Below are 25,953 nucleotides of genomic sequence, written 5' to 3' on the forward strand. Positions count from 1 at the left end.
ATCCAGTACAATGTCACCGGCATGTTTGGACCTTACCGCATTCCTGGCAAGCGCTTTATTGAATTCAGCACGATGCATATTAGATTGCTCCTTCACAATCTCATTCATTTTGCGCTGGAACTTTGCGTCTTCTTCCTGCATTCTCTTTTGCATTGTCTTGATATCATTTTCCGTCTGAGCAATCTGTGTACTCAAGCTCTTGGCTTCTTCCTTGATTGCTTTCAGCTGTTTTCCACGTTCCCGGATAGCCGCCGTGATTTCGCTGCTGTTGGGTTTCGTACACGCTTTCATGGAAGCAGCTTTAACTTCACGCATTAACTGGCTTTGCTCAGGTTTTATGCCGCTTTTTACTATTTTTACGAATTCTTTTAACGATTTCTGGCCTTCCAGGCATTCTTCCAGATTCTTAATACCTTTCTGCTGTTCCTGCGTCTGCTCTGCTTTTCTAACTTCTTTTGATTCTTTCTGCCCTTCCTCCTGCTGTTGTTTTAACTCCTGCTGCCTTCCTGTCAGGCGCTGCAGTTTTTCATTCATTTTTTTCTTATTTTTTTCGTGCTCATCTTTTGCTTCCCGTTCTTCGCGGTGCCGGTAGTAATATTTTTCAAGGAATTCACTGTAAATCTTATCAAAAGCGGCTGACTCCTGATAACTATGTACAAGCATTGTGGAAAGGAGCCGTTTGATATTTACCTTTCCGCGCATATCACTGATAACGGAAAACACTTCTGAAGCATTGCAGATATAACCTGCGCTGCTAAAATACTCACATGCCTCAAAGATGAATTCGTATAGGTAGGAAGGCGTATCCGCCGTTACTTCCGGGATTACCGGGGCCCGGTCTCCTACAACACCTTGCGAAGGATTAGAATTGTCGCAATAGTCATCAAACTCATAGTCATCAAAGTCCATACAAAGTGGGGCATAATCGGGACCATCACACTGTTCGGAAAATAAACATACCTCACAATCAATCCAATTCAAACAAACCCCCTCCTTACTCTACAGCAATATCTCCTGCGTATGTTTCAACCGCCTTTCGGATAATTCCCATGTCTCTTCTGTCTTTTGCCAGCAGTCCGATAGATTTCATGACCATGTCTTTATTTGCATCATTTTTCAGGAAGTTCGCCCAATCGACCGCCTCCGAAATAGATACGGGATGTTTCAGGTGCTCCTCCTGCAGGGATACAATGCATGATGCGATGCCGGCTGCCACTTTGTCGTTAACTTTTGCATTATTCTTCAGGATTTCAATAATCTCTTCCCTGGTCTTTTTCTTGATATAGAGGTACCCGCAGCGCCTTCTCATTGCACCTGATAATTCGCGGTATCCATTAGACGTCAGGAACACAACCGGCTTCTGGCCTTCCGGGCAATTTACCGGTCCCAGCTGTGGGATATTGATTCCATATCCTTCAAGATATTCATACAGCATATATTCGGTCTCTTCCGAAGACTTGTCTATCTCATCAATCAGCAGCAGTTTCTTTCCCGTCCCGTTAATGGTCTGCAGTACTGGACGTGGAATCAGAAACTCTTCTCCATAGAAATTTACATCTCCTGCTACTTTTCTGATGGCAGCATTTACGTCCATGCCCTTGATTTCTTCATTGATTTTGGGCTTTACTGCCTCCAATGTCAGCAGCTGCCGCTGGTAGTCGTAGTCATACAGGATTTCGTCTTTTGTTAATCCGTCATACATCTGCAGGCGCAGAAACGGCAGGCTGAGCATTTTGGAAACAGCAATCGCCAGTGATGTTTTACCGACGCCCGGGTCACCCTCAATCAGAATTGGTTTCTGCAGTGACAGTGCCTCAAATACAGCGTAGCAGATATCATCGTTTGGGATATATCCGTTCTCTTTTAGTCCTTTAGTAATCTCTTCTATTGTCATCATCATTTTCTCCTTTTTCGGCTCCTCATCAGCCTCTTCTTGTTTTTTACATATCCAATATGCTGAATTTTTGTCCACAGAATCGTTTTTTTGCGATTTTTCTTGCCAGAGAAATCCTGCATATTATTTTTGAATATTTTTTACAAAGAAAGGAGAAACTGAAATGGTCCAAAAAGTTTCTGTACAGAAAGGTGTTACATTTTATATAGCAGAACGAGGAAAATGCGTTGATGTTGACATTGACGATGATGTTACCACATTGACGTTTGCACGTATGAGGAATGTTTCTATCAGCAATTTACAGTATGGAGTATTTGCACCGTCGTATTTTTTGCGAGATGTGAAAAAACAGTTCCCAAACATCAAAGAAATCGTGATTGAGCAAGGCGTTGACGATATTGACATCAGCAATATGATGTTTCCGAACGTCAGAAGGGTATCTTCACGCAGCTACTCATATACCACCGGAAGTATGCTGATAAAGACCGGGTATAACGAAGCGAGGCTTGAAAATACATTCTGCCGAAATCAGGACGAAGTGGTTGACCTGCACGATGTCATTTTGATAGACAGCTTTGCTTTTGAAGGTTGTAAATCAGTTGATATCGTTAACAGCAATAACGTAGCCAAAATTAATGATAATGCTTTTGCATATTCCATATTCGCTGAAAAAAAACCATTCACTAATGGCATATGTACCATCGGCGCGGTCCTTGTTGATATTGAGCCTGGTGCAACAGAAATCACACTGCCTGATGGTATCAAGTCTATATACACGGGAGCAGACACAAATATAAACAATATTAAGTGTATAAAAACTGCAAACGTCAAAAACCTTAACGCGTTCAGTGACAGCAGCCTGTTCCTTGACAGCGTAATCATTGACACAGATGAATACATAGAAATGCCAGACATAAGGACGTATGCAAAACGTCCAAATGCCTTCAACCTGTTCGTTAGGGATAGCAATCCATTCTATTGTTCGATAAATGGCGTCATCTTTACAAAAGACAAAAAGAAACTCATCGCATATCCTTCTGGCCGCGAAGGGGCATATAAAATACCGGAAGGAACAGAAGTGATTTATGACTCCGCTTTTATAAACAGCAGGATATCGTCAGTGAAGATTCCCGATTCTGTAACAGAAATCGGATATGCAGCCTTTTGTGATTGCCATGACCTGTCAGATATAGGGTTTGGAAGAGGCATTAGCGATTATGACGATAAAGGGGGTTCAAACATCTTTGCAAGATGTACAAGCCTTAAAACGTTAAAAATCCCGGCGTACATTAAGACAATCGGAGCGTCAATGTTCAGTGGATGCGAATTTAAAAGCCTCGAATTAGAAGAAGGGGTGGATACGATTTCCGGCTGGGCGTTTGATTCTGTTGATTTTGAAGAAATTACGCTTCCCCGCTCATTAAAAAAGATGTGCGGTAATAATTTTAATAAAGCAAAAACAATCAATGTGTATGAAAGGATACCGGAAGGCCTTATATCAAATATGGTCAGCCGCTGCAGACGCAACGCCGACCGTCCCGACAGAGACATTGATACTGATAATTTACTGCTTAAGCTTGTCATAACTGATGATAAAGGCAAAAAAACGTTATATATTCCACGATATATATACATCGGTAATGTTACTTCCAGCCTAGACCTTAGACTTTCAAATTTTTCATGGCGTTTATTTCCGCAGTCTTACTTTAACAGCCTGTTCATATATTGCGACGATGACGCTATCACACAGGACACTGCCATTGCTATGTATCAACACGATTCCAGCAATGAAGAAGCGGCTGCTTATCTGAAAAGCCATTCAAGAAAAATCGTGAACCGTCTATTAAAAGAAAATCAGGAAAAACAGCTGGCCAAATTTGTCGGACTCGGATTCCTTTCCGAGCGCGTCTTAAATACTCTTTTAAAAACAACACAAAAAAACGGAATGAAGACAGCAACTTCCTACATTCTTGAGATGCAGCAGAAAAGCAGCAATAAGAAAAAAAGAAAAACAACATCTTTCAGAATCTAACCAATCTAAGCCCGGCACATGCCGGGTTTTTCTTATACTCGAGAATATCGCATATTGTATGTACAAAAAAACAAAGAAAGGAAGAAAAGAAATGCTAACAACATTAAATTCGCCAGAAGGAGCTGTTTTTTATTTTGAAAAAGGTGTATATGGTTATACATGCAAAAACCTTGATGTCCCGGAATCCGCTACTACTCTTACATTCATAGACGAAAGCCATACCTATAGCGGTTCTGGCTATCTTTTGAAGGACGTAATGAAGCAGTTTCCAAACATCAAGACCATTGTCATCAACGAGGGGGTCCAAAGCATTGAGATTTACAACTCCATGTTTCCAAATATTGAGAAGGTTATCTCGTATAGCCGTAATTTTAAATCTGGGCCAATGCTTATCAGCAAAGAAACGGGTATTTTGTTCAATTCCTTTTATCATGACAAAGATTTCGTCATAGATATGGAGAATATTGAACTCGTAAGGTCGTATGCCTTTGAGGGCTGCCTCTCAGAGCATATCAAAAATATCCCAGAGCAGATTATCGCCCAAGGTAATTCTTTTGCCGGTTCTGCGCTTGAATTCGGAAGAAAGCAATTTGTAAATGGCGTATTCTTGATTGGTAAAACGGTAGTAGGAATTGACCGTACTGCAGATATGGCAGTTATCCCCGATGATGCCACCGGTGTATATATTAAAAATGCGGATGACATCGAGGAGGTCGTTTTCAGCAAGCCGGACCAGTTAAACAAATTGAAAGGCACAAGTTTCAACACACTGGTCATCAACAACAGGCTAAATTTATCTGTAAACGATTTACTAGACTACCTTTCAGACATCTACGCTAAGGCGTATCGTATAGCTAAAAATAGCGATAGATTCTGTACTGTGGACGGTGTGGTATATACTAAAGACAAGAAAGTCCTTATTAAATATCCAAATAGACGTGATGGTCATTACGATGTACCGGAAGGGACAGAATATATACTGTATAATGCTTTTGCAGGAAGTAAGATTGAGTCTGTAAAATTTCCTGAGTCCTTATTCAGAATTGGGACTTATGCGTTTTCTGACTGCAGGCAACTTACAGATATCAAATTTAACCATACCATTGACGATTACAGCAGATTTGGTGATATGGGCCAATTTTATGGGTGTAGAGGACTCAAAGAGCTTGAAATTCCGTCATGGATAAAGGTATTGTCAAGCATGATGTTCTCATGCTGCAATTTAAAAAAAGTTGTCCTTCATGAAGGCCTGGAGATTATTGGCGATACCACGTTTAACGATATTGCTGCGGATACATTAACTGTACCCAGGACACTAAAAACCGTGAAAGCAAATAATTTTGGCAGATTCATTAAAGAATTACATGTGTATGACCGAGCGCCGGAAGGAATCCTGCTGTCTGTATTGAATGCATACAATGACGCATCAACATACAATAAGATTGGACTCACCTTCAAACTTATCGTAACTGAAGATGACAAAGATTATACGTTTTATCTTCCAAAAACCATGTCAAAAGAAGTCATCTCACAACTGGATGAATGTTTCCGCATGTTTTCTCCAAAAGCAGCTGACACAGATTGGATTGACAGTCTGTATGCCTTATGTTTCAGTAACGCACTTGTTCAGGATACAGCCTTTGAACTCTACGATATTACCAAAAAAGACATATACCGTAATGCATTGAAACGCTCAAGGCAGAGCATCGTGAAACGGTATTTCAACGAAGGAAAGGAGGAAAAACTCGTCAAGTTCTTTCAGCTTGGATTTTTTGCAAAGAGTTCTCTTGAAAAATTCCTGAAATTAGCACACGAAAACAACATGAATGCTCTCGCGGCATACATCTTAACAGAGATTGAGAAAAAAGCACCAAAAAACGCTTCCAAAAAACTTCAGCTCTAGAATGCCCCGGCCTTTGCGCCGGGACTTCTTTTTTTTGCCGCAAAAAAAAGAGCGGAAAAAGTTCCGCCCTTTGATAACTCGCGCTTCGCGCTCGTGACCTGACTTCTAACTGGGATTCAGACCCGCGTGCGAAGTTAAAACCGAAACTTTTAACCCGCAGACGACTTTTTGTCGGCCGGGGATTTTCCGTTCTTCGTTAAAAACTAACAAAACATCAGCTGGCCGCCGTTGTCCTCGTAGAAGATAATATCCACAATTTCTGGTGAATCGTCGCATTCTGTCGGATTGTCTGTGCTGCTCTTCTCTTTTGAAAAGTAACCAAGTTTAATCATATCGGCGATAAAAGCATCGAATTTCTTATCGATGACTTCTCTTTCTTTCCCGACAGGAATCGCCACGCTAACGCCATCAGAAGCCGCTTCAGAGTGACCTACAAGATAGTCTGACTTTCTGTCTCCAAGTTTATCCCTGACATAGCATGCAAAAGCCCTTGCAAACATTTCAGGGGCCGATGACCAATAACCGTTTCCGGCCTTTTTATAAGCCCCATCAAAGTTTTTGGATGCTGCATAAAATGCAGTTTCTTTTCCATCCTGTTTTTCAAATGCCGTAAGAAGCTCTTTTGCAGATGCAAAGACCTTGTCTGATTTCACATTCTCTGACATATATCCATACAGCCCAAGTTTCTTTCCAAGATAAGCATCCATAGCGTGAGCCCATTCGTGAGCCAGTGAGCCGGCGCCACGTTTTTTAGTCATATTGATGACGTTTCTATCCGGTTCATAATGAGCCATTGCTGAGCCACGGCCTCTTGCGCCGAATGCGATTGCCAGTTCACCACCAAGACTGATGTCCCGATGTGAAATACCTAAGGCTTTATAGAGGTCTTCAAAACCATCATAAGCCATGTTAATACTTCCCACTCTGTCTTTTGAAGAAGTATAGTTTCCGAACTCGCCACCACGCAGTCCATATCTTGCCATCAATACATTTCCAGCAGTAAATCTGAAGTAACTGTAATCGCTTCCTGTCCTTTCAATCTCTGAAAGATGTGGCGGAAGAAATGCTTCTTTCTTCTCTGCCTCTTTCTTTCCCGCATTTTTTTCTTTTTTGCTTTCAATGGCTTTTTTCGCATTTTCGCAGGAAGTATATACTCCGATTTTTGTTCTGTCGTACATGGCAATATACAGGCAATCATCTGGAGACTCTTCTACCAGCTCAGAATAATTGACCTTGTCAAAGAAAGTGGTAATACAAGTGCTGCTTTTTACTGTATTTGCAAAAACACCTTTCTTGCTATATGGCTTAGTTTCAATATTCTCCGCTTTTGCTTCAAACACATAGTATTTTTTTGCCTCCTTATCTTCTCTTCTCATAAGGAAGTCGCTTTCTGCGCAGTCTTTTGAAATACGTTTTGTGCTATATACATAACGAAGCACTTTACTGCCGTCAAAAAATGGTTTCGTTTCGCTATCCGCGTAAACCCAGTGCTTGTCATTAGGATTCTCCGAAGCCTTTCTCAGATACTCAAAAACGCCTTTAGACTCAACGATATCCGGGTTCCCGGCATAAAATGCCTTAACCTCGTCTATCGTATTGCACGCTTCTACATCTGACTTAAATGCCAGCACGAATCTGACATATGCCTTTGCGTTTGCTTCCGGTCTGGATACAACAGCCTTGCGCATCTGGTTCTGCCAGAAGCATACTTCTTTTGGCGTACCTTCTTCAATCATTGCCCGGTAATTTGGCAGTTTCCAAATCTTTGACTTCCTGGCCATTTCGCCCTGTTCCTCATCAGAAAGTGTGTTAAAAAGTGCCCATAAGTCTTTCTTTGCTCCGCCAATTTTTGCTCCGAAATCGTTTAGTTTTTTCATAGTTTTCCATTTCCTTTCTTTGTTAACCTTTGTTTGTGTTACATGATTAATATGAGAAATAGAAAAAAAGACAAAAAGCAAGAGGAAAAGATAAAAGGAAAGATGGATGGTGGATGGTTGACAGTAGAGAAAATGAATAAAAAAAGAGGGAAGGCAAGCAACAGAGCAGCCAAAGGCCGCTCTGTTGCGCGTAGTGTTATGTTGTTGTAGATAGATTGGATTAAGATATTTTTGTGTAGGTATCGGCAACGTTAGAGGGGAACTTTCCGGAGGTGAATGTTTCGCCGGCGGTGTTCTGCCATGTGCCGGAAAGTTCATAGTCCGTGCCAACAAATTTGAATGTGGTGCCTGTGGTGAGGCTGGTGAGACCAGAGCATCCGGCGAACATGTACGTCATATCCGTCACTTTTGATGTATCCAGTGGGGTTAAGTCCAGACTTGTGAGGCCGGAGCAGCCGTAGAACATGGAATGCATATCCGTCACGTTTTTCGTATCCAGCGGCGTCAAATCCAGACTTGTGAGACCGGAGCAGTCGTAGAACATGGCATACATATACGTCACATTCTGTGTATCCAGGGGGGATAAATCCAAGCTTGTGAGGCCGGAGCAGCCGTAGAACATGGAGTCCATACCCCACACTTTTTTAGTATCCAACGGTGACAAATCTAAACTTGTTAGACCGGAGCATCCGTAAAACATGTAACTCATATCCGTCACATTCTGCGTGTCCAGCGGAGACAAATCCAGGCTTGTCAAACCAGAACAGTCGGCGAACATGGATTTCATATCCCACACTTTTTTAGTATCCAACGGTGACAAATCTAAACTTGTTAGACCAGAGCATCTGGAAAACATAGAACCCATGTCCGTTACATTCTGTGTATCCAGTGGGGTTAAGTCCAGGCTTATCAGACCGAGACAGTGGTAGAACATGTAACTCATATCCGTTACCTTCTGTGTATCCAGCGGAGACAAATCCAAGCTCGTGAGGCCGGAGCAGAGTCCGAATAGGTCTCTCATATTTGTCACGTTCTGTGTATCTAATGGCGTTAAATCCAGACTCGTGAGACCGGAGCATTTGTAAAACATGCCACTCATATCCGTCACGTTCTGCGTATCCAGTGGTGTTAAATCCAGGCTTGTCAGGCCAGAACAGCCGTTGAACATGGAACACATATCCGTCACGTTTTGCGTATCCAGCATTTTAAAGTCGATTTTTTGAAGCTTGCTTCTATTGAAAAACATATTTTCGCTGTCTTTCGCCGCCTGTACTTTTACGCCCGGAATCTGCGTAGACACTTTCATGACTGTTCTGGCATCATCATCCAGCCATGCGACAACACCGCCATCTCCGTCCGCGTCAACGTCAATGGTCGCTTTGTCTTTTGGTTTTACCTCATCGGTAAACACGATTTCAGTAACCGTATTTGGGATTAAAGAATTGAAATCATTATATTGTTGTTTATAGCTTGCGCTTCGCGTTCGTAACCAGACTTCGAACGGGGATTTAGACATGCGTGCGAAGTTAAAACCGGGACCTTTGACTCGCAGACGACCTTTGGTCGGCCGAGGATTCTCCGTTCTCCGTTGATAGTTGTCATTATATCCTTTAATCTCAAACGTCATCTCTTTCGCCCACAAATCCACATCCCCGGTCAGTTCAACCTGCGGTATGCCAGCATCAGAAATTTCTATTTTCTGCGTACACGCTTCATTCGCATACCACGCCACTCCGGTTCCTACCGATTCCTTATAACTTCCCTCCACAATCTGTCCGGAAGAGTTATAAACTACCATATTCTCGTCGGTCCCGTCGGCAAATTTTATCCCGTTCCCGTGGAATGTGACGGTGTACCCCTTCGTGCTCTTGCTCGGCCTTCCAGTGCTTAAATACATATCCGGGATTTCACGCTCCGCATTGGTCAGTCCGCCATCCCATTTCTTGGTGAAGGCCACAGCCCCGGCCGTCTTATTATCCTTGAAGTCGTAAATTCCACTTCCGTCGTCGCTGTTTTCGTTATTCTCCGCGCATCCCGCTTTGCTGCCTGTTTCGTCTATTTTATCCTCAGTACTGGTACCTCCTCCCGAAATGTTCTGGCTATTCTGATTACTCGCATCTGCGGCATAAGTCCTGACTATCAGCTCATGCCCGCTTTCAGGCAGCATCGCTGCACCGGCCATCACCGTCACCGCAAGCGCCATCCCGGCTGCCATTTTTTCAAACATACATCTGTTTCTCATTTTATTCCTCCTTTTGATACCTCCCCTGCTTTGCCGGAGTCGGTACCAGATTAAAAATGATAACTCGCCAGCAAAGCTGGACTCGTTACCAGAATAAATATAACCAGCCTGAAGTGCGGCGAGCGAAGCCGTAAGGCTGAGCGAAGCGTGTTTCGAACGGGGATTCAGACCCGCGTGCGAAGTTAAAACCGGAACCTTTGACCCGCGGACGACTTTTGGTCGGCCGGGGATTCCCCGTTCTCCATTGAGTCAATCTGTATACGTTTAATATGCAGAATTTGCAAAAACAGTTACAATGCAGAAATACTTGTACGAAAAAAAAGAGCCGGCAAAGCCGGCTCTTACAGTCAGGAAATATGCAATTCTTCATTATTTTTATTTTTCTGCTCGTTCAGCGCCTTTAAGATATACGCTTTTGCAGTAGTTTGTTTTCCTTCATCATGCAGTATTGATGCTTCTGGATTGTTTTTAAGTGCAGCATTTGTGTCAGTTCCATCTTCCAATGCTTTAAGCATAAGAGACAGTGTACGGTGCGAAACAAAACCAGTCTGTATAAATTCTGAAAGTTCCTTTATGTGGCCGTATGCCAGGAGCGTATTAGAAATTGCTTTCTCGTTTTCTTCCACGAATTTAACAAGCTTTGCGTTACGGTTTCCAGCGATGTAAGACATGGCAGCAACAACCAGTTTACAACGTCCAGAATTAGCGTAAAGAAACATTATACCGTAGGAGTCTTCTATTTTATCCTGAAGTATTTTCTGCACAAGATGCTCTGTTCCGAGTTTCAATGTACGCGGCATATAGAACTGTTTTCCGTCTATATCCAGGACAATCATATTCTGCATCGGGTCTTCATAGAAAGAACGCATAAACGAGCTTCCAGTTATAGCTATCACGAAGCGTTTTGGAACACTTTTTAGATGTATTATGTGCTTTACACTTTGGAAGTTTTGTGCACCGATATATTCCAGTGATTCAGGAAGCGTAACCTCATCAAGGTCTTTTCCGTTAAAAGCATTATCCCCAATATATTTCACACCGTTTTCTACAAAAGTTATTTTGCGAAGCTTACATCCTGAAAATGCTCCATAATCGATTATCTCTAACTGTTTCGGAAGATTGATTTCTTCCAATCCCCAGCATAACTCAAAGCAGCGGCAGTTTATTTTTTTAATTCCGTTTCCAAACTCAATGTGTTTAAGATTGTGACAGCCGGCAAACGCCTGCTGGCCGATTGCCTCCAGGGAATCAGGAAAGACTACGGAAGATATCCATTCGCAATGACTAAATGCTTTTTCATTAATGAACTTGACGCCTTTAGGGATAACAACTTCACCCGCTCTTGCAGCAGGACATCTCAGTAAACTTCTCATATCTTTTGTATACAAAATGCCATCTTTTGTAATATAGTCTTTACTTCCATTTAATTCCATCCACTCCATTCCATCTTGGCCTAATACAGACTGTATCTTGGCAACGGAATCGACATTGTGTCTGCAAAAAATGTCCGTTTCATCAAGTTTCAATGCATTCGGGTCGTTTAGAATCAATTTTTTGGGAAGGTGCGTAAATTGAGCCAGCAGGTTAATACTGGATATTTCCAGACATTCAAGTCCCCAAAGGTTCTTCCATTCAGTACACGTAGCATATGGCGGAATGGTTACTTTCTTTTTGGTTACATCAATAGCCACAATTGTGTTCCCGTTCATCTTAACTCCGTCTTTACTCCATCTCTTTTCTTCTGTATCATTGGAGGATGACCAATCTTGATATCTTATTTTGCTCGTTTTTTCCATATTCTTTTATTTCCTTTCTTCTTTTTTATACGTCCAATATGCTTAATTCTGTATCGCAAAAAAAAGAAGGCTGATGCCAGCCTTCTCATCAAAATTAAAGAGATAGATTTACTTTTTCAGGTTCTTTTGATTTATCCAGAATATATGCTACTGCTATATTCCACCCCTTCTTCTTGACCTCATCTATCAGTTCAGGCCTCGCATCCACGAATCCAGTGTTCAGACAATCCACAAACTCTTTTTCGGAAAGGTCTTTCTCATCCAGGTTCAAAAGCGCACGTTCAACATCATGCACATCTTGTTTTATCTGTTCATTTCTTGTGTATTTATACGCAATCATAGCACATAAAATCTTTCCAACGTCAGAAATTGAATACAGATATAATGAATCCAAAAACTCGTCAGTCAGTTTACGCCAGGATATACATTCGGGTTCAAGTCTCTGCGCGCAATCAGACAATCTGTAAAAATCCATAGCTTTTGGCAATGCGAAGTGCTTTCCGTTGAAATCTACATCTATATATCTATGGCTGTTAATTACGATATGTTTTACAAACGCATGCACAAACCCGGACGGAATTGCTTTTATTTTAAGCCATTTGACGCCATCTGCTGCCACAAAGGCTCTTTTCCCAACCTTTTTCAGCGTGCTTGGAAATTCCACATTTTTAAGACTTTCACAGTCCATGAATGCTTCAGGGCCTATTTCCTGCAATCCTTCATTAAACTTTACCTTTCTTAATTTTTTACAGTTTTCAAAGCAATCGTTGCCAATATACTCTATCTGCGCCGGAAATTCCACAGACTCCAGGCTATTACAAACATCAAATATTTGACAATGTCCATTTGCGCCAAGCCTTCTGATTCCATTACCAAAATCAATATGCGTGAGATTATGGCAAAGCTGAAATGCTTGCGAGCCTATGTCCTGCAAAGTGTCTGGTAATTTCACAGAGTGTATTTTGGAGCTATTAAAAGCCATATCTTTTATTTTAGTTACCCCTTCTGGGATTTCTACATGACCAGTTTTTCCTCCTGGGCAGAAGCATAAAGTCTTCATGTCGCTTGAATACAAGATTCCATCTACGCTTTTATATCTTGGAATTTCGGAAATCAGATTTTTTGTATTATCCGAAACGATACCGCATATCGTCCTGCTGACTTTTGACCATGTGCATTTTTCTTTGGAGTCAAGAATCACGGTCTCCGGCATGTAGCAAAACGCCTCTACGGAGTCCAGGCATTTGACGCGCATACGCTTGATGTTAGTGCCAGCGTATTTCGTGTCTCTGATGACAGACTGTACTTTTTTGCTTAGAATGAAAATCTGTGGTTCCTGTGGTACAACAATCTCTTCGGCCGTATCATCCATTGCTATCATTATATGTCCCGCAAGTTTGATTCCGCCTTTAAATGGCTGTTCCATAAACGCAGAATCGGTAAAAGCATTTTCAGCAACATATCCAACAGATGCATCGTTTACCAGGCTCCAAGACCGGCATCCTTCAAAAGCAAAATTATCAATCTTATCGACGCGATGGAGGTCGACAACATCATCTTCTGATTTGCAAAAAGCATTCAGAAGCGTATTCCCCTGCATAATACTTTTTCTCACAAGCATTGTAGATGTCAAAAACTTATCAGAATCGGAAATCACATGTTCCACATTCGGAAACAGTGAGTTTGGAATATCAATCTTTTTAACACCTTTTGGAATGATTAATGCTTTTACGCCTGGAAAAGAACGCTTGCAATTCCTGAGCGCAAATTCTGGGGCCTCCAGTCGAACACTGGTACCAGTGGTACTCACTTTTATATCTGTACAGACGTTTCCTTCGAAATACAGCCAGGCATCCTGCGTCGGAATCCATTTCTTTTTATCCATATTTTTTCTTCCTCTCTTTGTAGTTTTGTATTTAATATGCTGAAGAACAGTTCCGATAAAACAAAAAAAAGCCCCGCTGTCATGTTTTCACAGCAGCGGGACTTTCAAACAAAGAAAGGATTTTCGGCGGCGAATCCGCCTGATGTCTGAGGGCTTTTTTTTCTTCCCTCTTGTTGTATATACTATACCATACGCGGAACCACTTTGCAAATTTTGCGAGTCTTTACGGTTCTTCGATTGGTGGAATATACTTGCACGGCGGGGCTTTCTTTATCCTTGCCCAAGGTAACTGATGCAATTTTCTGTATTCTGGTTCTTTTTCGTTTCCTTCTGTTTTCTTTTCTCTTATTGGTCGTTCCGGATGCTCGTTGTCATTACAAATTGGCGGTGTCCATTTACATGGTGGTGTCTCTACGATTGCCATATGCTTCTTCCTCCTTTCTTTTACTTTTTTCATTTCCAATATGCCGGATTTCTACACAAAAACAGCGGGCTTTTCCGCCCGCTATGTTGTTAGATATGAAATTCTGTGTTGCCTGTCTTTTCTTTTTGCATTTGCTGGATAGTATATGCAGCAATGTCAGGCATATTATGCTCATTTGCATACATTAACAGGTCACTCAATGCTGAATCCGGCAGAAATCCGTAACAAATCAGTTTTGCCAATGACTGCCTTTTGTTATGCGTCGATAACCAATCCATAATGGCAACACTGTTATAATGTAAGAATCTTTTGAGCTCAGCCTGTTTTGGTCTGCTGTCCGGCCATTCTTCTGGTGCTTTTAGCCTTCTCTCATATTCAGTTAGTCCATTTAACCGCAGGCTTGTTATATCTGAACTGTATATATACCAATCTGGGTCTTGGCAGTGCTTGCTTAATTGCAGCGTCGCTTTGTCTTCTACATCTGGATTTACTATTTTAGATACGAGCACCTCTTTTCTATCTGGAAAAATAACCCTTGCATAAAAAGAAGAGAAAGCCGAACTATTTAAACCAAGCACCAGACCATCTGGAATTACGTTTGAGGCTAAATGTAATTCATCCACATAAGCCATGGCCCATCGTTTAATACGTTTTACCGTTTCAGGAAGACTTACCTTTTTCAGCTTCCGGCATGAAGCGAATGCGCTGGCACCAATGACTTCCAGCCCGTCATGAAAAACCACTTCTGACAGCTCACTGCATCCAAAAAACATCATATTCGGGATTTCTTTAATTCCGGCAGGAATTTCGATACCCTTCAGGCTTTCGCATTTCTTAAAACATGCGTTATTGCCAAGCTGATTCGTAATTTTTTGTAGATTTTTGCTTAAATTGATTTTCTTAAGATATTTGCAACAGCTAAAGGCTTCATTGCGAATCACTTTCACAGATTCTGGCATCACGACTTCTTCCACTCTGCATCCCATAAATGCTGCTTCCGCAATCTCTTCTGCAATATCATCAATCACTGCTTTCTTCATTCCTCGCGGGCACCGAAGAGCACTCCATGTTTTGGTAAAAAAACCATATTTATCTATGACTCTTCCATATAAAAGTCCATTGATGCTTTTGTATTCTGGTGAACAATTTCGAAGTTCAATCTCTTCAGTTGTTTCGCTGTCCAGTATGTCAAACAAATCATAATCTGTGTCATCAGTCCTTTTCTTTATATTTTTTACAATCACTTTTCTAGGCAGCTGGGTTGTACAAAGTACATTTACCGTAGCCGCAAGGTTATTGATGATAAGCCGTTTGGCTTTGTGCATTTTCTGCATAGCCTCTACGGCCCGTGGCGCAGTGTATATAGCATAGTCGGGTATCTCATACTCTTCCAGGTCCGGCAGCATTTCTACAATGATTGGTCCGGCCATTCGAAATCCGCCAACCGCCTTGTTTTTGTCTGAACAAAAATCTGAGTCGGAAAAAGCATATTTTTCAACCTGCGAGAGGTCAGCAACATTTTTGATTTCTACGATTTCACATCCGGAAAAGGCTCCTGATTTAATCATATCTATTCCGGTTAAATCTACGTCTTCTCCTTTTTTCAGGCAAAACGCATTAAGCAGAAAATTCCAGTCCATGGCTTTATCTTCCTTCACCAGCATACTTCCGGAACGATAATTTACATTATTTGAGACAATCTTTCGGCAATTTGGAAACATTCTGTTGTTGATTTCTATTGCTGCAACATTTCTGGCAATATATATTTCCGTTACATTCGGAAATATCATGCAAGAATACCTTAATTTGTAATACATTTGATTTGTGTTATTGTCCTCACCAAAACATACGCGTTTAACATTCGATGCCATATCAATATCTCGGCAAGTATAAACGTCTGAGCAATAGAAGGTTACACCGCCGTTATCATAACAGTAAGAAATTCCACTTTCGCTACTATAAATGCTATCCATATTTTTTATCCTTTCTTTGTCTTTTATATTTTCATCTCCAATATGCCTGATTCCTACACGAAGAAAAAAAAGCAGCCGGCTTTGCCGGCTGCAACGAAACGTCCAGCTTTTCAATTCAATCTTAGATTTTCCGCATCCACTCTTCCATTTTTTCTTCTGCACTCTTCCAGTGCCTGCATGATATAAGCCATGACAACAGGTTCCTGCCTGTCTATTTTTGCAGCAACAGGTGGCGCCAGCATCTGTGTCTCCAAGTTCATTTTCGAGTCTTCTTTTAGCATCTCCAGCATTACATTTAGTCCAGTTCGACTAACAAAACCGGCTTGCAGGAGTTTTACCAGGAGTTCGGTATGTCCAGCCTTAAGGTATCTTTTTGCAATTTCGTCAGCCTGTTCTTTTAAATACTCTTTTGTATTTTTGTTTGGCGTTCCATATGCATAAGTAAAAAATGCCGTATCCTGTTTAGCCTGCTCTAAATATGACAATTTAAAAGTGTCTCCGTATCGCTTTTTGTCTCTCTCTTCCAAAATGGTCAGTATTTCTGTTTGGCCAGATAAATTTAATGATTTCGGCACACATATAATGTCGTTATCAATATGTATTGACAGTACATCCAATCTTTGGCTATACATAGGCGTATATGTTGCAGAAAAGTTTGACGAAATGATAGACAGCAGCCCTACTGGAACACTGTGGTTTAAATATATGTCTTCCACCTCTGCGAAATTGAATCTTCCGATATATTGCAGTGAATCTGGGAGAAAGATTTTCTTCAATTCATCACAATATGCAAAAGCACTAGAAGAAATACTCTTTAATCCTTCATGAAAGATTACCTCTTCCAAGCCGCAGTTCATGAAAGACTTTTCCCCGATGTTGCGTACCTGTTCCGGAAATTCAATCCGTTTCAGTTTATGGCAAGACTGAAAGCATCGTGAAGACGAGCCGATGCGTTGTATACCATGTCCAAAATTCACATGTTCAAGATTTTTGCAGTTCGAAAAGGCTTTGTTCCTAACATCCTGCAGCGAATCCGGAAATTCCACAGCGGAAATCTCGGAGTTCTCAAATGCTCTTGGCTCAATACTAACCGTGCCGTCTGCAATTTTTACACTTCCGTTCCTGTCCACCGGACATTTAACTAATTTATATCCGTCTTTTGAATACAGTATTCCATCAAACGTTTTGAAATAAGGATTGTCATCTGTCAGTTCCAGCCATTCCAAACCAGCGCGTCCAAGGACCGAATCGATTGCGTTTACGCCGCTCCAGTAACTCAACGAATAAGAAGCCAAATTGCCTTTGTCGTTCAGCACAAGCCTTTTTGGTAAACCGGCAAACTGTGCAAGTAACATCAGGTCGCTTACCTCCATAGATTTAATACCGTACAACGGCAGCTGATATGTTGTATCTTTTGCATATTCAGGAATCACTACTTCATCTGCATTCCGGTCAATATCTACGACTGTATGTCCATCCATTGTTACTCCGTTTATTTTTTCCATATTATTTTTTCCTTTCTTTTTTCATATTTGTTTGCAAATACAATATGCAAAAAACATTCAGGAATGATTCTCGACATCAGTTAAGACCAATTGCGCAATATGCGCCGGGTTGACATTGTATTTTGTCAGGATTTCCATTGCTTCAGCCCATTTGCTGGACAATATTTTTTGCATATCTTCCGGCTTGATACTATATTTTGCCATTATTTTTTCAGCGTCTTTTATTTTTTCTACCCCACGCAAATTTAGAAAATCCACGTCAATTCCGGTTTTCTCATATATTGCATCTCTATTTACGGCGGCTCCGCCGCCGGCCAAGGCTGCTGCCAGTAATCCAATTACAATCCTTCTTTTTGTCCTGCGAAACATAAACAAACACCTCCTTTTGGGATATATTATTTATATACAATATGCAAAATAAAACAGCCGCCCGAGTAATCGGACGGCGCTGTAAAAAAATTGCATCTTACTTATGAAGTCTCCACCAGATGATTTTGCGGGTATTTTTTATCATAATAAGCAAAGAAGACTCCATCTGAATCTTTGATTCAGGTGGAGATGAATTTGTAAATATAAAAAATACAATGAAAAATATCTATTTTTTCTTTTTTGTTCCATGAGGACGGCCGGGTCTCCTGTTCTGTGTTTCAACATACTCTTTTAATACATCCAATGTAACACCACCTGAAGTTGCGATAAAATAACTTCTTGACCAGAAATTATCTCCCCATAAAAATTGCTTCAGATAGTCTCCATAATCTCTCCGTAGGATTCTTGCGGTAACTGTTTTTAATGTAGCAATTTCATTTGCGACCGCATATTTTGGACTTAGTTCCGCCAGGATATGGACATGGTCACAGACAGCTTCTATTGAAATTACATGTCCTTCATGTCCCTCTATCAACCGGATGATTTCTTTTTTCAGTCTGTCTCCTATTTTTTCATTGATGCATTTTCTGCGATATTTTGTCACAAGCACGATGTGATACTGCAGCCCGTACACTGCATGTGATGATTTCCTGTATTCCATAAATATACTCCTAATTAATTATGTATGTAAGTTTCTAAATGCTTGACAAATCTTTTGAATATAGTATAATTATAAATATATAAGTAATATATGTCAAGAACAATTTTAAGGAGGGAGAGCATATGGAAAAATGTCTTTTTTCTAAATATACAAAACCGGATGCGATGGATTCCATAAAGACAGACATTGTACGTTACAATAAGATAAAGTGCTATGCTTTCTCTCTTATTGTCAAAATGGGTGGGGACAAGCCGCTTTCTGACGGAACATCCATACACAACCATTTAAAAGATAAATTTGATGTTAACGACCATTTTGCAAATGCTGCAAAAAGAGAAGCGGTTGCTTCTTATAAATCCGCGATGGAGTGTCTAAAGCTGAACGCCGAAACGCTTGAGAGCAAAATCAAACAGGAGGATAAGAAGCTTTCTTCGGAGCAGAAGCGGCTTGGCCATTTAAAAGAAGAAAAAGCGTCTCTTGTGAATAGAAGCCTTCATCGTAAATCTGGGTCAAAGAGAAAAGTGAAGTTCAAGTCTTATCGCGGCGGCAATGAATCGGAAACCAGCGAAGGCTATTTTCAGGTAAGGAAAGGCAAGAAGGTTACGACATACAAAAACCAATACCTTTTTGAAGTACAGTATCTTACACCTGAAATCAAGCGTGTTGAACATAGGATACACTGTATTGAGCAGAGAAGAACAAGACACGAACATGAATTGGAAAGAATAAAATCCCAGATTGACAACGGGCGGCCGTCTGTATGTTTTGGAGGCAGGAAATTATTTAAGCAGCAGAACACCATCTATGCAGGCATACATGATAAATGGCTTAAGGAATACAGAAGCCGAAGAAATAATGGTATGACAATTCCTGGAAGAAAAGGCATCATACAGGGCAACTGTGTTGTCAGATATGATACTGATACAAAAATACTTTCTTATGACTCCATGACCAGGATTCCAGTCAAGACAAAAAGTTCCAAGACAAAAAAGGAGTCCGTCCTTCGGGCAGTTACTTACGAGATAAAAGGTGTTGAATTTCCATACGGGCAAGTCTTTGTCAATGACGCAATAAACAATGAATCCAGGCAGGCAGTCGCGTGGAGGTTTGAAGATGCAGGCAACAGGATACTCGTAAAATGTATGGTATCTGTAGAACAGGAACTTCCGAGAAAAAATGAATACTATACCGATGGGTGTGTCTCTTTTGATACAAACGTGAACCATCTTGCAATGACAGAACTTGATAAGAATGGAAACCTTATACACCACGAAGTGATTCGTTTTGACATCACAGGAAAGACGAATGAGCAGAGGGAACAGATACTATCTAATTCCCTTGAGCAGATATTTAAGTATGCCAGCCAGAAATGTAAACCTGTTGCGATGGAAAACCTGAAAGACATCAAGAATGAATCAATGTACAAAAACGAAGAGTTAAACAGAAAACTGTCTGAATTTGCTTACACAAAAATCACACAGCTTGCAGAATCTAAATCCTATAAATACGGAATCGGTCTATACAAAGCAGCACCGGCATTCACATCACAGATTGGAAAAATCAAATATATGCGCCATTATGGCATATCAATACACGTTGCCGCAGCAATGGCGATTGGAAGAAGGGCTATGGGATTCAAGGAACGCCCTCCTAAGGAACTCCGTCCACTGATTCCACAGGATAACAAAAACAGGCATCACTGGTCTCAATGGAGATTTCTGGCAAGGTGCTTAAAGAAACAGCCAGCTTATAAATTTTACCATATGATACCATATGGCAAATTTGAATGCATTGCAGACATGAATAAATACATGAAAGAAGAATTCTGCAATTACCAAAACCGTGCATACTTTTTAAAAAAGCTTGCGGGTATATTTAACCAACTGGCATACATAATGCCAGACGCAACTACTGTATAATTTACATATTTCATGCTCATTATCAATACGAAGTTAATTGAATATATATATGGATATGGGTGAACCGGAAATCGGAAGGAAACCAGAGGAAGAACTTCCCGTCTAAGGATGAAATCATTCATATCCATCTGAAAGGTATGAGAAATGGCGCCCGTTATCTTCCAATTAGCATTGGCTTCGGTCTTTGCCTTGCGGATAGTTTTGGAAACCTGACGGCATGCCCAGGTGAAAACAAGGTGAACGATAACACTGTGAGTAGTCCTTCAAGTAATTTTGTATCTGAAATGTTTCGATTCGTCGAAACCTTCCAGATACGGATGAACGAAGCTTCCCATTTGATTTCTGCTCGCCAGAAATCAGTGGGGGAGGTTCACTATTTTTGTACATACAAAAAAGCAGAATCTTATTTTTTATTGATTCTGCTTTCCACAAATTTTTTTCTTCTCGACGAAATCATAAAACCAATTAGATGCAAACAATTCATTCATTGCATCAATAAAATCTTTTTTGGAAACAGTACTTATATCAAATCCATATGCAAAAAAGATATTTTCTTCTGAATCGTCAACCCATCCACCTTTTGTCAATCTCCAAGTCTTTTCCGGGGCTTCTTCATTTCCAATATAGCAATACCAAAGAGGGCCATTTTCATCAACGATAGCAAACTTTAATTTATTATCGTTTAAATCAGGAATGTCCGTGTTCTTCATATATAGATTGTATGCCTCTTTTTTTGCTATATTTTCAGATTCAGAATACAACCGCATTTCCTTCTGCGTAAAATTCGGGATTCCTTTTCTCATAATGGATTCCTTATATTCTTTCCTTTCGTCGTGAAAATGACTCATATATGTGGCTTTTGCGATTGCATCATCTAGCGCCATGGAAAATTTCCCTTCATAGTAAATTTCCGCTTTTCTAGCATATCGTGCGATTGCTCGCTTGTCTTCAGAAAATGCAATTTCATAAAGGTTATGAATTTTATCTGCATTCTTTACTGCGGCCGCCATTGGATTTTCCAGGATTCTGCGGACGTATTCCGCCTCATCCATTCCATCTGGTCGTGTCACCAGTTTTACGGCTTCATAAACTGGCATTCCAAATTCTTTGACTTCATCTTCGGTTGTATCTGTGTCCTCTAATACATCATGAAGTACAGCTGCAATCTGATAGTCAACATCATATCCATATTTTTTCAGCAGCTCTGCGACAGCCAACGGATGATAGATATATGGGGTTCCATCTTTTCTTTTCTGGTTTGCATGTTTAATTGTTGCAAAGATGATTGCTTTTGTTAGCTTTTCTTCTTTATTCATGGTTTTCATATTCCTTTCTTTCTTCATGTCTAATTTAATATGCATAAATATTTGGCAGTTAAAATTTACAATTCATAATCATCAAACGCTTCTGCTATTGATGGAGCTTCTGTTATCTTTTCGGCATTGTTTAATTCAATATTTGTTTCGGTTTTGTCCGGAAAATTCGTTTCCATCCATTTTTCATGTTTTTTTACTGTTTCGTCTGCAATACGTGCGACTTCGTTAAGTTCACGCGGATGCGCTACTGTCGTATGAGCAGCTATTTCATGGCCTGCTTTGTCAACAGAAGTAATGACGGCAGAATGTTCTTTTTCTGTATCAATTGAATGGTAATGCTTTACACTATTGTCAGGGTAGCGGTTTTCGTATCCTTCAAGTATTGGGGATTCTTGATTTCCATAATATACGGAAAAACGAATTGCTTCTGAATTTGAATCCGTTCTTTTACTTTCATACTCTACCAACGTTTGCTCTTTTCCAATAGATAACAATTTTTCTTTTTCTTTTTGAGGCATTTTATAATCATGGATTGCTTCTATATTTGGAGGATTTTTTACAATCCCATGAATTCTTTTGATTTCTTCTTTCATTGCTTCTTTATCTCTTTTTAATGTACTGACTGCTCTGATTTTTTCATACAATTCATGCCCTTTTTGTTTTGCATCAAAACTTTCTTTGGAATGCACCTGGAGTTCTATTTCCTGACCATATGGTGAAATAAAATTTAAATGGATTCCTTTATATCCTGTAGCCCCAAACGGATGAGTATAGTAATTTTTCGTGCCGCTTAAAGTATATCCTTGTTCTTTCATGAACTCAATAGTATCTTTTGTGACCGAAGCAATATCTCTGTGATTACATATTTCTGTATATCGAATCATATCTTTAAAGTTAGCAAGTTCTCGTTTTGGCGAAAATCTGCCAGACGTATCTCTCTTTTCTGCTCTTAAAAGCTTGTCTTCTACACTTGGTGCTGTTTTGACGGAATATTCTAATCCTGAAAACTCTGTTTCAAGATTATCAGCTACGTTATTTATAGCAGATGTAATGAGCGGTTCTATAACTCGTATTTTATTATATTCGTAGAATAACTTATCATTTAATTGCTCTGAGGTAAATGTATGATTTACCATAGCCATGGTGCCACTTTTATATTTCATATTTGTTTTCCTCCGTATTGTTTAATTTTATATAAACAATATGTGAGATTATTTGTATCACAAAAACAGCCGCCCGATTTTTCGGGCGGCAACATTAGAAAACAATGTACAAAAAAATATTACGCATTTATGCGGCTTTTTTAGGAATTTTTTTGCAATCTCTTTTTGGCAGATGCTTATCCAGATACTCAGCAACTTTCTCATATGTATCGTATGTGTATTTGATGGTGATAAGTTTATATCCATGCTGTTTTGCGTATTCGCGCTTGCGGCGGTCATGTTCTTGCTGCTTTTTGAATTGCTCTTCACCGCCAAAAAATTCACAAGATTCATAATGCTGTATGCCATTATATTCAATTAAAATAAATCTATTTTTGGCGTCAGGTATTGCAAAATCATATGATAATTTACCGTCACCGGTGCCAAGCAAATCTGAAAATTTCTGTTGTGAAATGTATGTAACATCATTTTTTTGAAGATATTTTTTTACATATTCTTCACCTTTATATGTTATTAAAAAAGGATTTCCAACACCACTAACTCTACTTTTAATTTGAGCCTTCCATTCGTATTTCATAATTTTTCCTGTTTCGGGATTTTCTGCAAACTGCACCCACCAAACTTTTTTAACGCATCCACATGCAACCATTTGTGGTTTTAAATCTCCATTTTTATCATAATTCCATTCAGATGCTAAATCTGGGTACAAAGTAGCCAAGTCGTTATATCCTTTTAAAACTTTTTTATTTGTTTTTATTGGGTTTCCTCTTCCTTTAACACGATTATCTATAGACGCCTTCCATTCTAACTTGATTTTTTCACCAGTTATAGGGTTTGTATCATATTGAATCCACCAAACTTGCTTGCCGCTACCATAAGAGACCTCATCAGGCTTTAATTTACCATTACGTTCATAATTCCATTCTAAAGCCAAGTCTGGTCTTACAGAGGCTAAGTCGTTGTACCCCTTTAAAATTTTTCTGCTATTTTTGAATGGATTATTTCTACCATTCACTCTATGGATGATGCTATCCTTCCATTCAAATTTCATTATTTCACCAGTAATAGGTTTCTTATCATACTGAATCCACCATACATTTTTACTGCTTCCGTAACTAACATTTTGGGGTTTTAAATTACCATTTTTTTTATAATTCCATTCTAAAGCTAAATCTGGTCGTACAGATAGTAAACTTTTTTCACTTTCCATACATTGTAATGATGTATTTGGCATTATCATATCTTTTGTTCTATGTGTTACTTTGCTTTGCCATTCTATGGTCGTGATTTTACCTGTATCCAAATTTTTTACCTGACGAATCCACCAAACTTTAGCATTACTGCCACATGTAACCATATCTGGTTTTAAATTGCCATTTTTATTATAATTCCATTCAGCGGCAAGGTCTGGTCTCAATGATGCAAGGTCATTATAATCCTTTAATACTTTTGAACCTGATTTTATTGGATTTCCCAAACCTCTAACTGCCCTGCTGCGGATTTCTGCCTGCCATTCTAATTTCATTTTTTTACCAGTTGCAGGACTTATATCGTATTGAATCCACCATACCTTTTTTGCACTACCACAAACAACCATATCTGGTTTTAGGTCACCGTTACGTTCGTAATTCCACTCGCTTGCCAAATCCGGACGTAGACTTTGTAAATCATTGAATCCTTTCAAGGCTTTTTTGTTTACAAGATATGGGCATTCGCCAGTTCCATTAACCCTATGGGCAACAGTGGTTTCCCATTCTAGTTTCATCATTTTATTTGAAATTGGACTTTGTTTATATGTAATCCACCAAACTTTTTTACCGCTACCACAAGTAACCATATCTGGTGTTAAATCTCCATTGCGTTCATAACTCCATTCGGATGCCAAATCTGGTCTTACAGATGCCAAATCATTGTAGTTTTTTAAAGCTTGATGCCCTGATTTTATCGGATTTCCTGCTCCATTATATCTATGGATAATTTTGGTATTCCATTCTAATTTCATTATCTTACCTGTAATCGGGCTTTTATCATACTGAATCCACCAGACCTTTTTATTGCTTCCACAACTCACATCCTCTGGTCTCAAATCCCCGTTCTTCTCATAATTCCACTCCTTTGCCAAATCCGGTCTCGCCTCTGCGAGAGACACGAATTTTCTTTTTATCTGTGTTTTCTTTGTTTCCATTTTTGCATATTCCTTTCTTTTTCAAAAATCAAAAGTAATATGCCGGATTCAGAACATTACAAAAACTAAAGAGCTAGAGCTGACATTACTTAATCCTAAATGTCTAAGAAAAAATCATATTATTATTGATTACAAAACCAATAATGGTTATAATATTAAGAAAGGAGACATATGTATTACATTAGAGAAGACGAAGAACAGCGATATGGTCGCAATAAACCAACACAGATTAATCATGCATATATCAATAGTGGAGAGTATAGAAGAAAATTTGACAATCTGACTGACTCAAAAGTTATTAATAAACTTATCTACAAAAATGCAAAGGAAATGTTATTTCATAGAAGTGGAACCATGTTTGAAGATATGTGCTGGGTTAGTCCTACAGAAGAAAAGGTTGTTTATAGAAAAATGGATGAGACCAGGCAGCGAATGATTAGAGTTGATGATTCCATTGCTAAGATATTAAGCAAATATAGCGATTTGATTCCAATACATACACATCCATCCAGTTTTCCACCAAGTCCGGATGATTTCAATTGCCTTCTTAATGCCGGCTATAAGTTCGGCATAATTATATGTCATGATGGCAAGATTTTTACATATTCATCCTTTAGACATGTTGACTTCAGGCTTTGGGATGTCTATATGTCTGATTTAAAAGCAAATGGTTACGATGAATATGATGCTCAAATTGAGGCATTAAAAATATTCAGAGCCGCAAACGATATAATCTTCAAGGAGGTATAAATTATGGGTTATGAGTATCTTGATGAGCAAACTTCTATTCCATGTAATCTGTCTAAAGA

18 protein-coding genes are annotated in these 25,953 nt (G+C 39.7%); 4 read left to right on the forward strand and 14 right to left on the reverse strand.

The window, feature by feature from the left end; all coding sequences use genetic code 11:
- Positions 1 to 981, reverse strand: a 981-nt coding sequence (locus tag AB5026_RS15130; protein ID WP_368213721.1) for a hypothetical protein, incomplete at its 3' end; no start/stop codon positions are given.
- Between the two features lie 13 nt (positions 982 to 994).
- Positions 995 to 1,900, reverse strand: a complete 906-nt coding sequence (locus AB5026_RS15135) for an AAA family ATPase (protein WP_368213723.1) — start codon at positions 1,898 to 1,900, stop codon at positions 995 to 997.
- Positions 1,901 to 2,057: 157 nt separating this feature from the next.
- Here AB5026_RS15135 and AB5026_RS15140 point away from each other — a divergent pair, with 157 nt between their 5' ends.
- Positions 2,058 to 3,926 carry a leucine-rich repeat protein gene (locus AB5026_RS15140; protein ID WP_368213724.1) on the forward strand — a complete coding sequence of 623 codons (1,869 nt, stop codon included), beginning with the start codon at positions 2,058 to 2,060 and terminating at the stop codon, positions 3,924 to 3,926.
- 91 nt (positions 3,927 to 4,017) lie between these two features.
- Entirely contained in the window at positions 4,018 to 5,829 is a 1,812-nt protein-coding gene (locus tag AB5026_RS15145; RefSeq protein WP_368213726.1) for a leucine-rich repeat domain-containing protein, read from the forward strand.
- Positions 5,830 to 6,032: 203 nt separating this feature from the next.
- On the opposite strand, the gene AB5026_RS15150 is transcribed toward AB5026_RS15145, so the two are convergent.
- From AB5026_RS15150 to tnpA, 9 genes are all read right to left on the reverse strand, one after another.
- Positions 6,033 to 7,706 (reverse strand): LPD1 domain-containing protein, encoded by a 1,674-nt coding sequence (locus tag AB5026_RS15150; RefSeq protein WP_368213727.1) that lies wholly within the window; start codon positions 7,704 to 7,706, stop codon positions 6,033 to 6,035.
- A gap of 220 nt (positions 7,707 to 7,926) precedes the next feature.
- A complete protein-coding gene (locus tag AB5026_RS15155) occupies positions 7,927 to 9,948 on the reverse strand; it encodes a BspA family leucine-rich repeat surface protein (protein WP_368213728.1) in 2,022 nt (673 codons plus the stop codon).
- 347 nt (positions 9,949 to 10,295) lie between these two features.
- Positions 10,296 to 11,744 carry a leucine-rich repeat domain-containing protein gene (locus AB5026_RS15160; RefSeq protein ID WP_368213729.1) on the reverse strand — a complete coding sequence of 483 codons (1,449 nt, stop codon included), beginning with the start codon at positions 11,742 to 11,744 and terminating at the stop codon, positions 10,296 to 10,298.
- A 94-nt stretch (positions 11,745 to 11,838) separates the two neighbouring features.
- Entirely contained in the window at positions 11,839 to 12,957 is a 1,119-nt protein-coding gene (locus AB5026_RS15165) for a leucine-rich repeat domain-containing protein (RefSeq protein ID WP_368213730.1), read from the reverse strand.
- An 895-nt stretch (positions 12,958 to 13,852) separates the two neighbouring features.
- Positions 13,853 to 14,053, reverse strand: coding sequence for a hypothetical protein (locus AB5026_RS15170; protein ID WP_368213732.1), 201 nt, complete (start codon positions 14,051 to 14,053; stop codon positions 13,853 to 13,855).
- A gap of 89 nt (positions 14,054 to 14,142) precedes the next feature.
- Positions 14,143 to 16,188, reverse strand: coding sequence for a leucine-rich repeat domain-containing protein (locus AB5026_RS15175; RefSeq protein ID WP_368213734.1), 2,046 nt, complete (start codon positions 16,186 to 16,188; stop codon positions 14,143 to 14,145).
- The gene (locus AB5026_RS15180; RefSeq protein ID WP_368213735.1) at positions 16,137 to 17,381 is read right to left on the reverse strand and encodes a leucine-rich repeat domain-containing protein; all 1,245 of its coding nucleotides are present in this window, start codon (positions 17,379 to 17,381) and stop codon (positions 16,137 to 16,139) included. Before AB5026_RS15180 ends, AB5026_RS15175 begins: the two co-directional genes overlap by 52 nt.
- A gap of 207 nt (positions 17,382 to 17,588) precedes the next feature.
- Positions 17,589 to 17,900, reverse strand: coding sequence for a hypothetical protein (locus AB5026_RS15185; protein ID WP_368213736.1), 312 nt, complete (start codon positions 17,898 to 17,900; stop codon positions 17,589 to 17,591).
- A 226-nt stretch (positions 17,901 to 18,126) separates the two neighbouring features.
- Positions 18,127 to 18,561, reverse strand: a complete 435-nt coding sequence (gene tnpA, locus AB5026_RS15190; protein WP_195657336.1) for an IS200/IS605 family transposase — start codon at positions 18,559 to 18,561, stop codon at positions 18,127 to 18,129.
- 122 nt (positions 18,562 to 18,683) lie between these two features.
- Here tnpA and AB5026_RS15195 point away from each other — a divergent pair, with 122 nt between their 5' ends.
- Complete coding sequence (locus tag AB5026_RS15195; RefSeq protein ID WP_368213737.1) at positions 18,684 to 20,480, forward strand: IS200/IS605 family accessory protein TnpB-related protein; 1,797 nt, start codon at positions 18,684 to 18,686, stop codon at positions 20,478 to 20,480.
- A gap of 410 nt (positions 20,481 to 20,890) precedes the next feature.
- On the opposite strand, the gene AB5026_RS15200 is transcribed toward AB5026_RS15195, so the two are convergent.
- The 3 genes from AB5026_RS15200 to AB5026_RS15210 all read right to left on the reverse strand — a co-directional run bounded on the left by AB5026_RS15200 (position 20,891) and on the right by AB5026_RS15210 (position 25,144).
- Entirely contained in the window at positions 20,891 to 21,796 is a 906-nt protein-coding gene (locus tag AB5026_RS15200) for an HD domain-containing protein (RefSeq protein WP_368213739.1), read from the reverse strand.
- 65 nt (positions 21,797 to 21,861) lie between these two features.
- Entirely contained in the window at positions 21,862 to 22,959 is a 1,098-nt protein-coding gene (locus tag AB5026_RS15205; protein ID WP_173734178.1) for a hypothetical protein, read from the reverse strand.
- Positions 22,960 to 23,086: 127 nt separating this feature from the next.
- Positions 23,087 to 25,144 carry a zinc-ribbon domain-containing protein gene (locus AB5026_RS15210; protein WP_368213740.1) on the reverse strand — a complete coding sequence of 686 codons (2,058 nt, stop codon included), beginning with the start codon at positions 25,142 to 25,144 and terminating at the stop codon, positions 23,087 to 23,089.
- A gap of 171 nt (positions 25,145 to 25,315) precedes the next feature.
- On the opposite strand from AB5026_RS15210, the gene AB5026_RS15215 reads away from it, so the two are divergent.
- Positions 25,316 to 25,894 carry a hypothetical protein gene (locus tag AB5026_RS15215; RefSeq protein WP_173734613.1) on the forward strand — a complete coding sequence of 193 codons (579 nt, stop codon included), beginning with the start codon at positions 25,316 to 25,318 and terminating at the stop codon, positions 25,892 to 25,894.
- Positions 25,895 to 25,953: the final 59 nt, after the last annotated feature.

Source organism: Blautia sp. RTP21359st1_E11_RTP21359_211015 (assembly GCF_040910705.1).
GTDB classification, from domain to species: Bacteria; Bacillota; Clostridia; order Lachnospirales; family Lachnospiraceae; genus Blautia_A; species Blautia_A fusiformis.

What these genes read in the sequence shown, in the direction of transcription:
- AB5026_RS15155 (WP_368213728.1), bottom strand. Translation starts at nt 9,948, where the DNA reads ATGAGAAACAGATGTATGTTTGAAAAAATGGCAGCCGGGATGGCGCTT.
- AB5026_RS15160 (WP_368213729.1), bottom strand. Translation starts at nt 11,744, where the DNA reads ATGGAAAAAACGAGCAAAATAAGATATCAAGATTGGTCATCCTCCAAT.
- AB5026_RS15165 (WP_368213730.1), bottom strand. Translation starts at nt 12,957, where the DNA reads ATGCCGGAGACCGTGATTCTTGACTCCAAAGAAAAATGCACATGGTCA.
- AB5026_RS15205 (WP_173734178.1), bottom strand. Translation starts at nt 22,959, where the DNA reads ATGAAATATAAAAGTGGCACCATGGCTATGGTAAATCATACATTTACC.
- AB5026_RS15210 (WP_368213740.1), bottom strand. Translation starts at nt 25,144, where the DNA reads ATGGAAACAAAGAAAACACAGATAAAAAGAAAATTCGTGTCTCTCGCA.
- AB5026_RS15170 (WP_368213732.1), bottom strand. Translation starts at nt 14,053, where the DNA reads ATGGCAATCGTAGAGACACCACCATGTAAATGGACACCGCCAATTTGT.
- AB5026_RS15215 (WP_173734613.1), top strand. Translation starts at nt 25,316, where the DNA reads ATGTATTACATTAGAGAAGACGAAGAACAGCGATATGGTCGCAATAAA.
- AB5026_RS15145 (WP_368213726.1), top strand. Translation starts at nt 4,018, where the DNA reads ATGCTAACAACATTAAATTCGCCAGAAGGAGCTGTTTTTTATTTTGAA.
- AB5026_RS15150 (WP_368213727.1), bottom strand. Translation starts at nt 7,706, where the DNA reads ATGAAAAAACTAAACGATTTCGGAGCAAAAATTGGCGGAGCAAAGAAA.
- AB5026_RS15180 (WP_368213735.1), bottom strand. Translation starts at nt 17,381, where the DNA reads ATGTTACTTGCACAGTTTGCCGGTTTACCAAAAAGGCTTGTGCTGAAC.
- AB5026_RS15185 (WP_368213736.1), bottom strand. Translation starts at nt 17,900, where the DNA reads ATGTTTCGCAGGACAAAAAGAAGGATTGTAATTGGATTACTGGCAGCA.
- AB5026_RS15195 (WP_368213737.1), top strand. Translation starts at nt 18,684, where the DNA reads ATGGAAAAATGTCTTTTTTCTAAATATACAAAACCGGATGCGATGGAT.
- AB5026_RS15200 (WP_368213739.1), bottom strand. Translation starts at nt 21,796, where the DNA reads ATGAATAAAGAAGAAAAGCTAACAAAAGCAATCATCTTTGCAACAATT.
- tnpA (WP_195657336.1), bottom strand. Translation starts at nt 18,561, where the DNA reads ATGGAATACAGGAAATCATCACATGCAGTGTACGGGCTGCAGTATCAC.
- AB5026_RS15135 (WP_368213723.1), bottom strand. Translation starts at nt 1,900, where the DNA reads ATGATGATGACAATAGAAGAGATTACTAAAGGACTAAAAGAGAACGGA.
- AB5026_RS15140 (WP_368213724.1), top strand. Translation starts at nt 2,058, where the DNA reads ATGGTCCAAAAAGTTTCTGTACAGAAAGGTGTTACATTTTATATAGCA.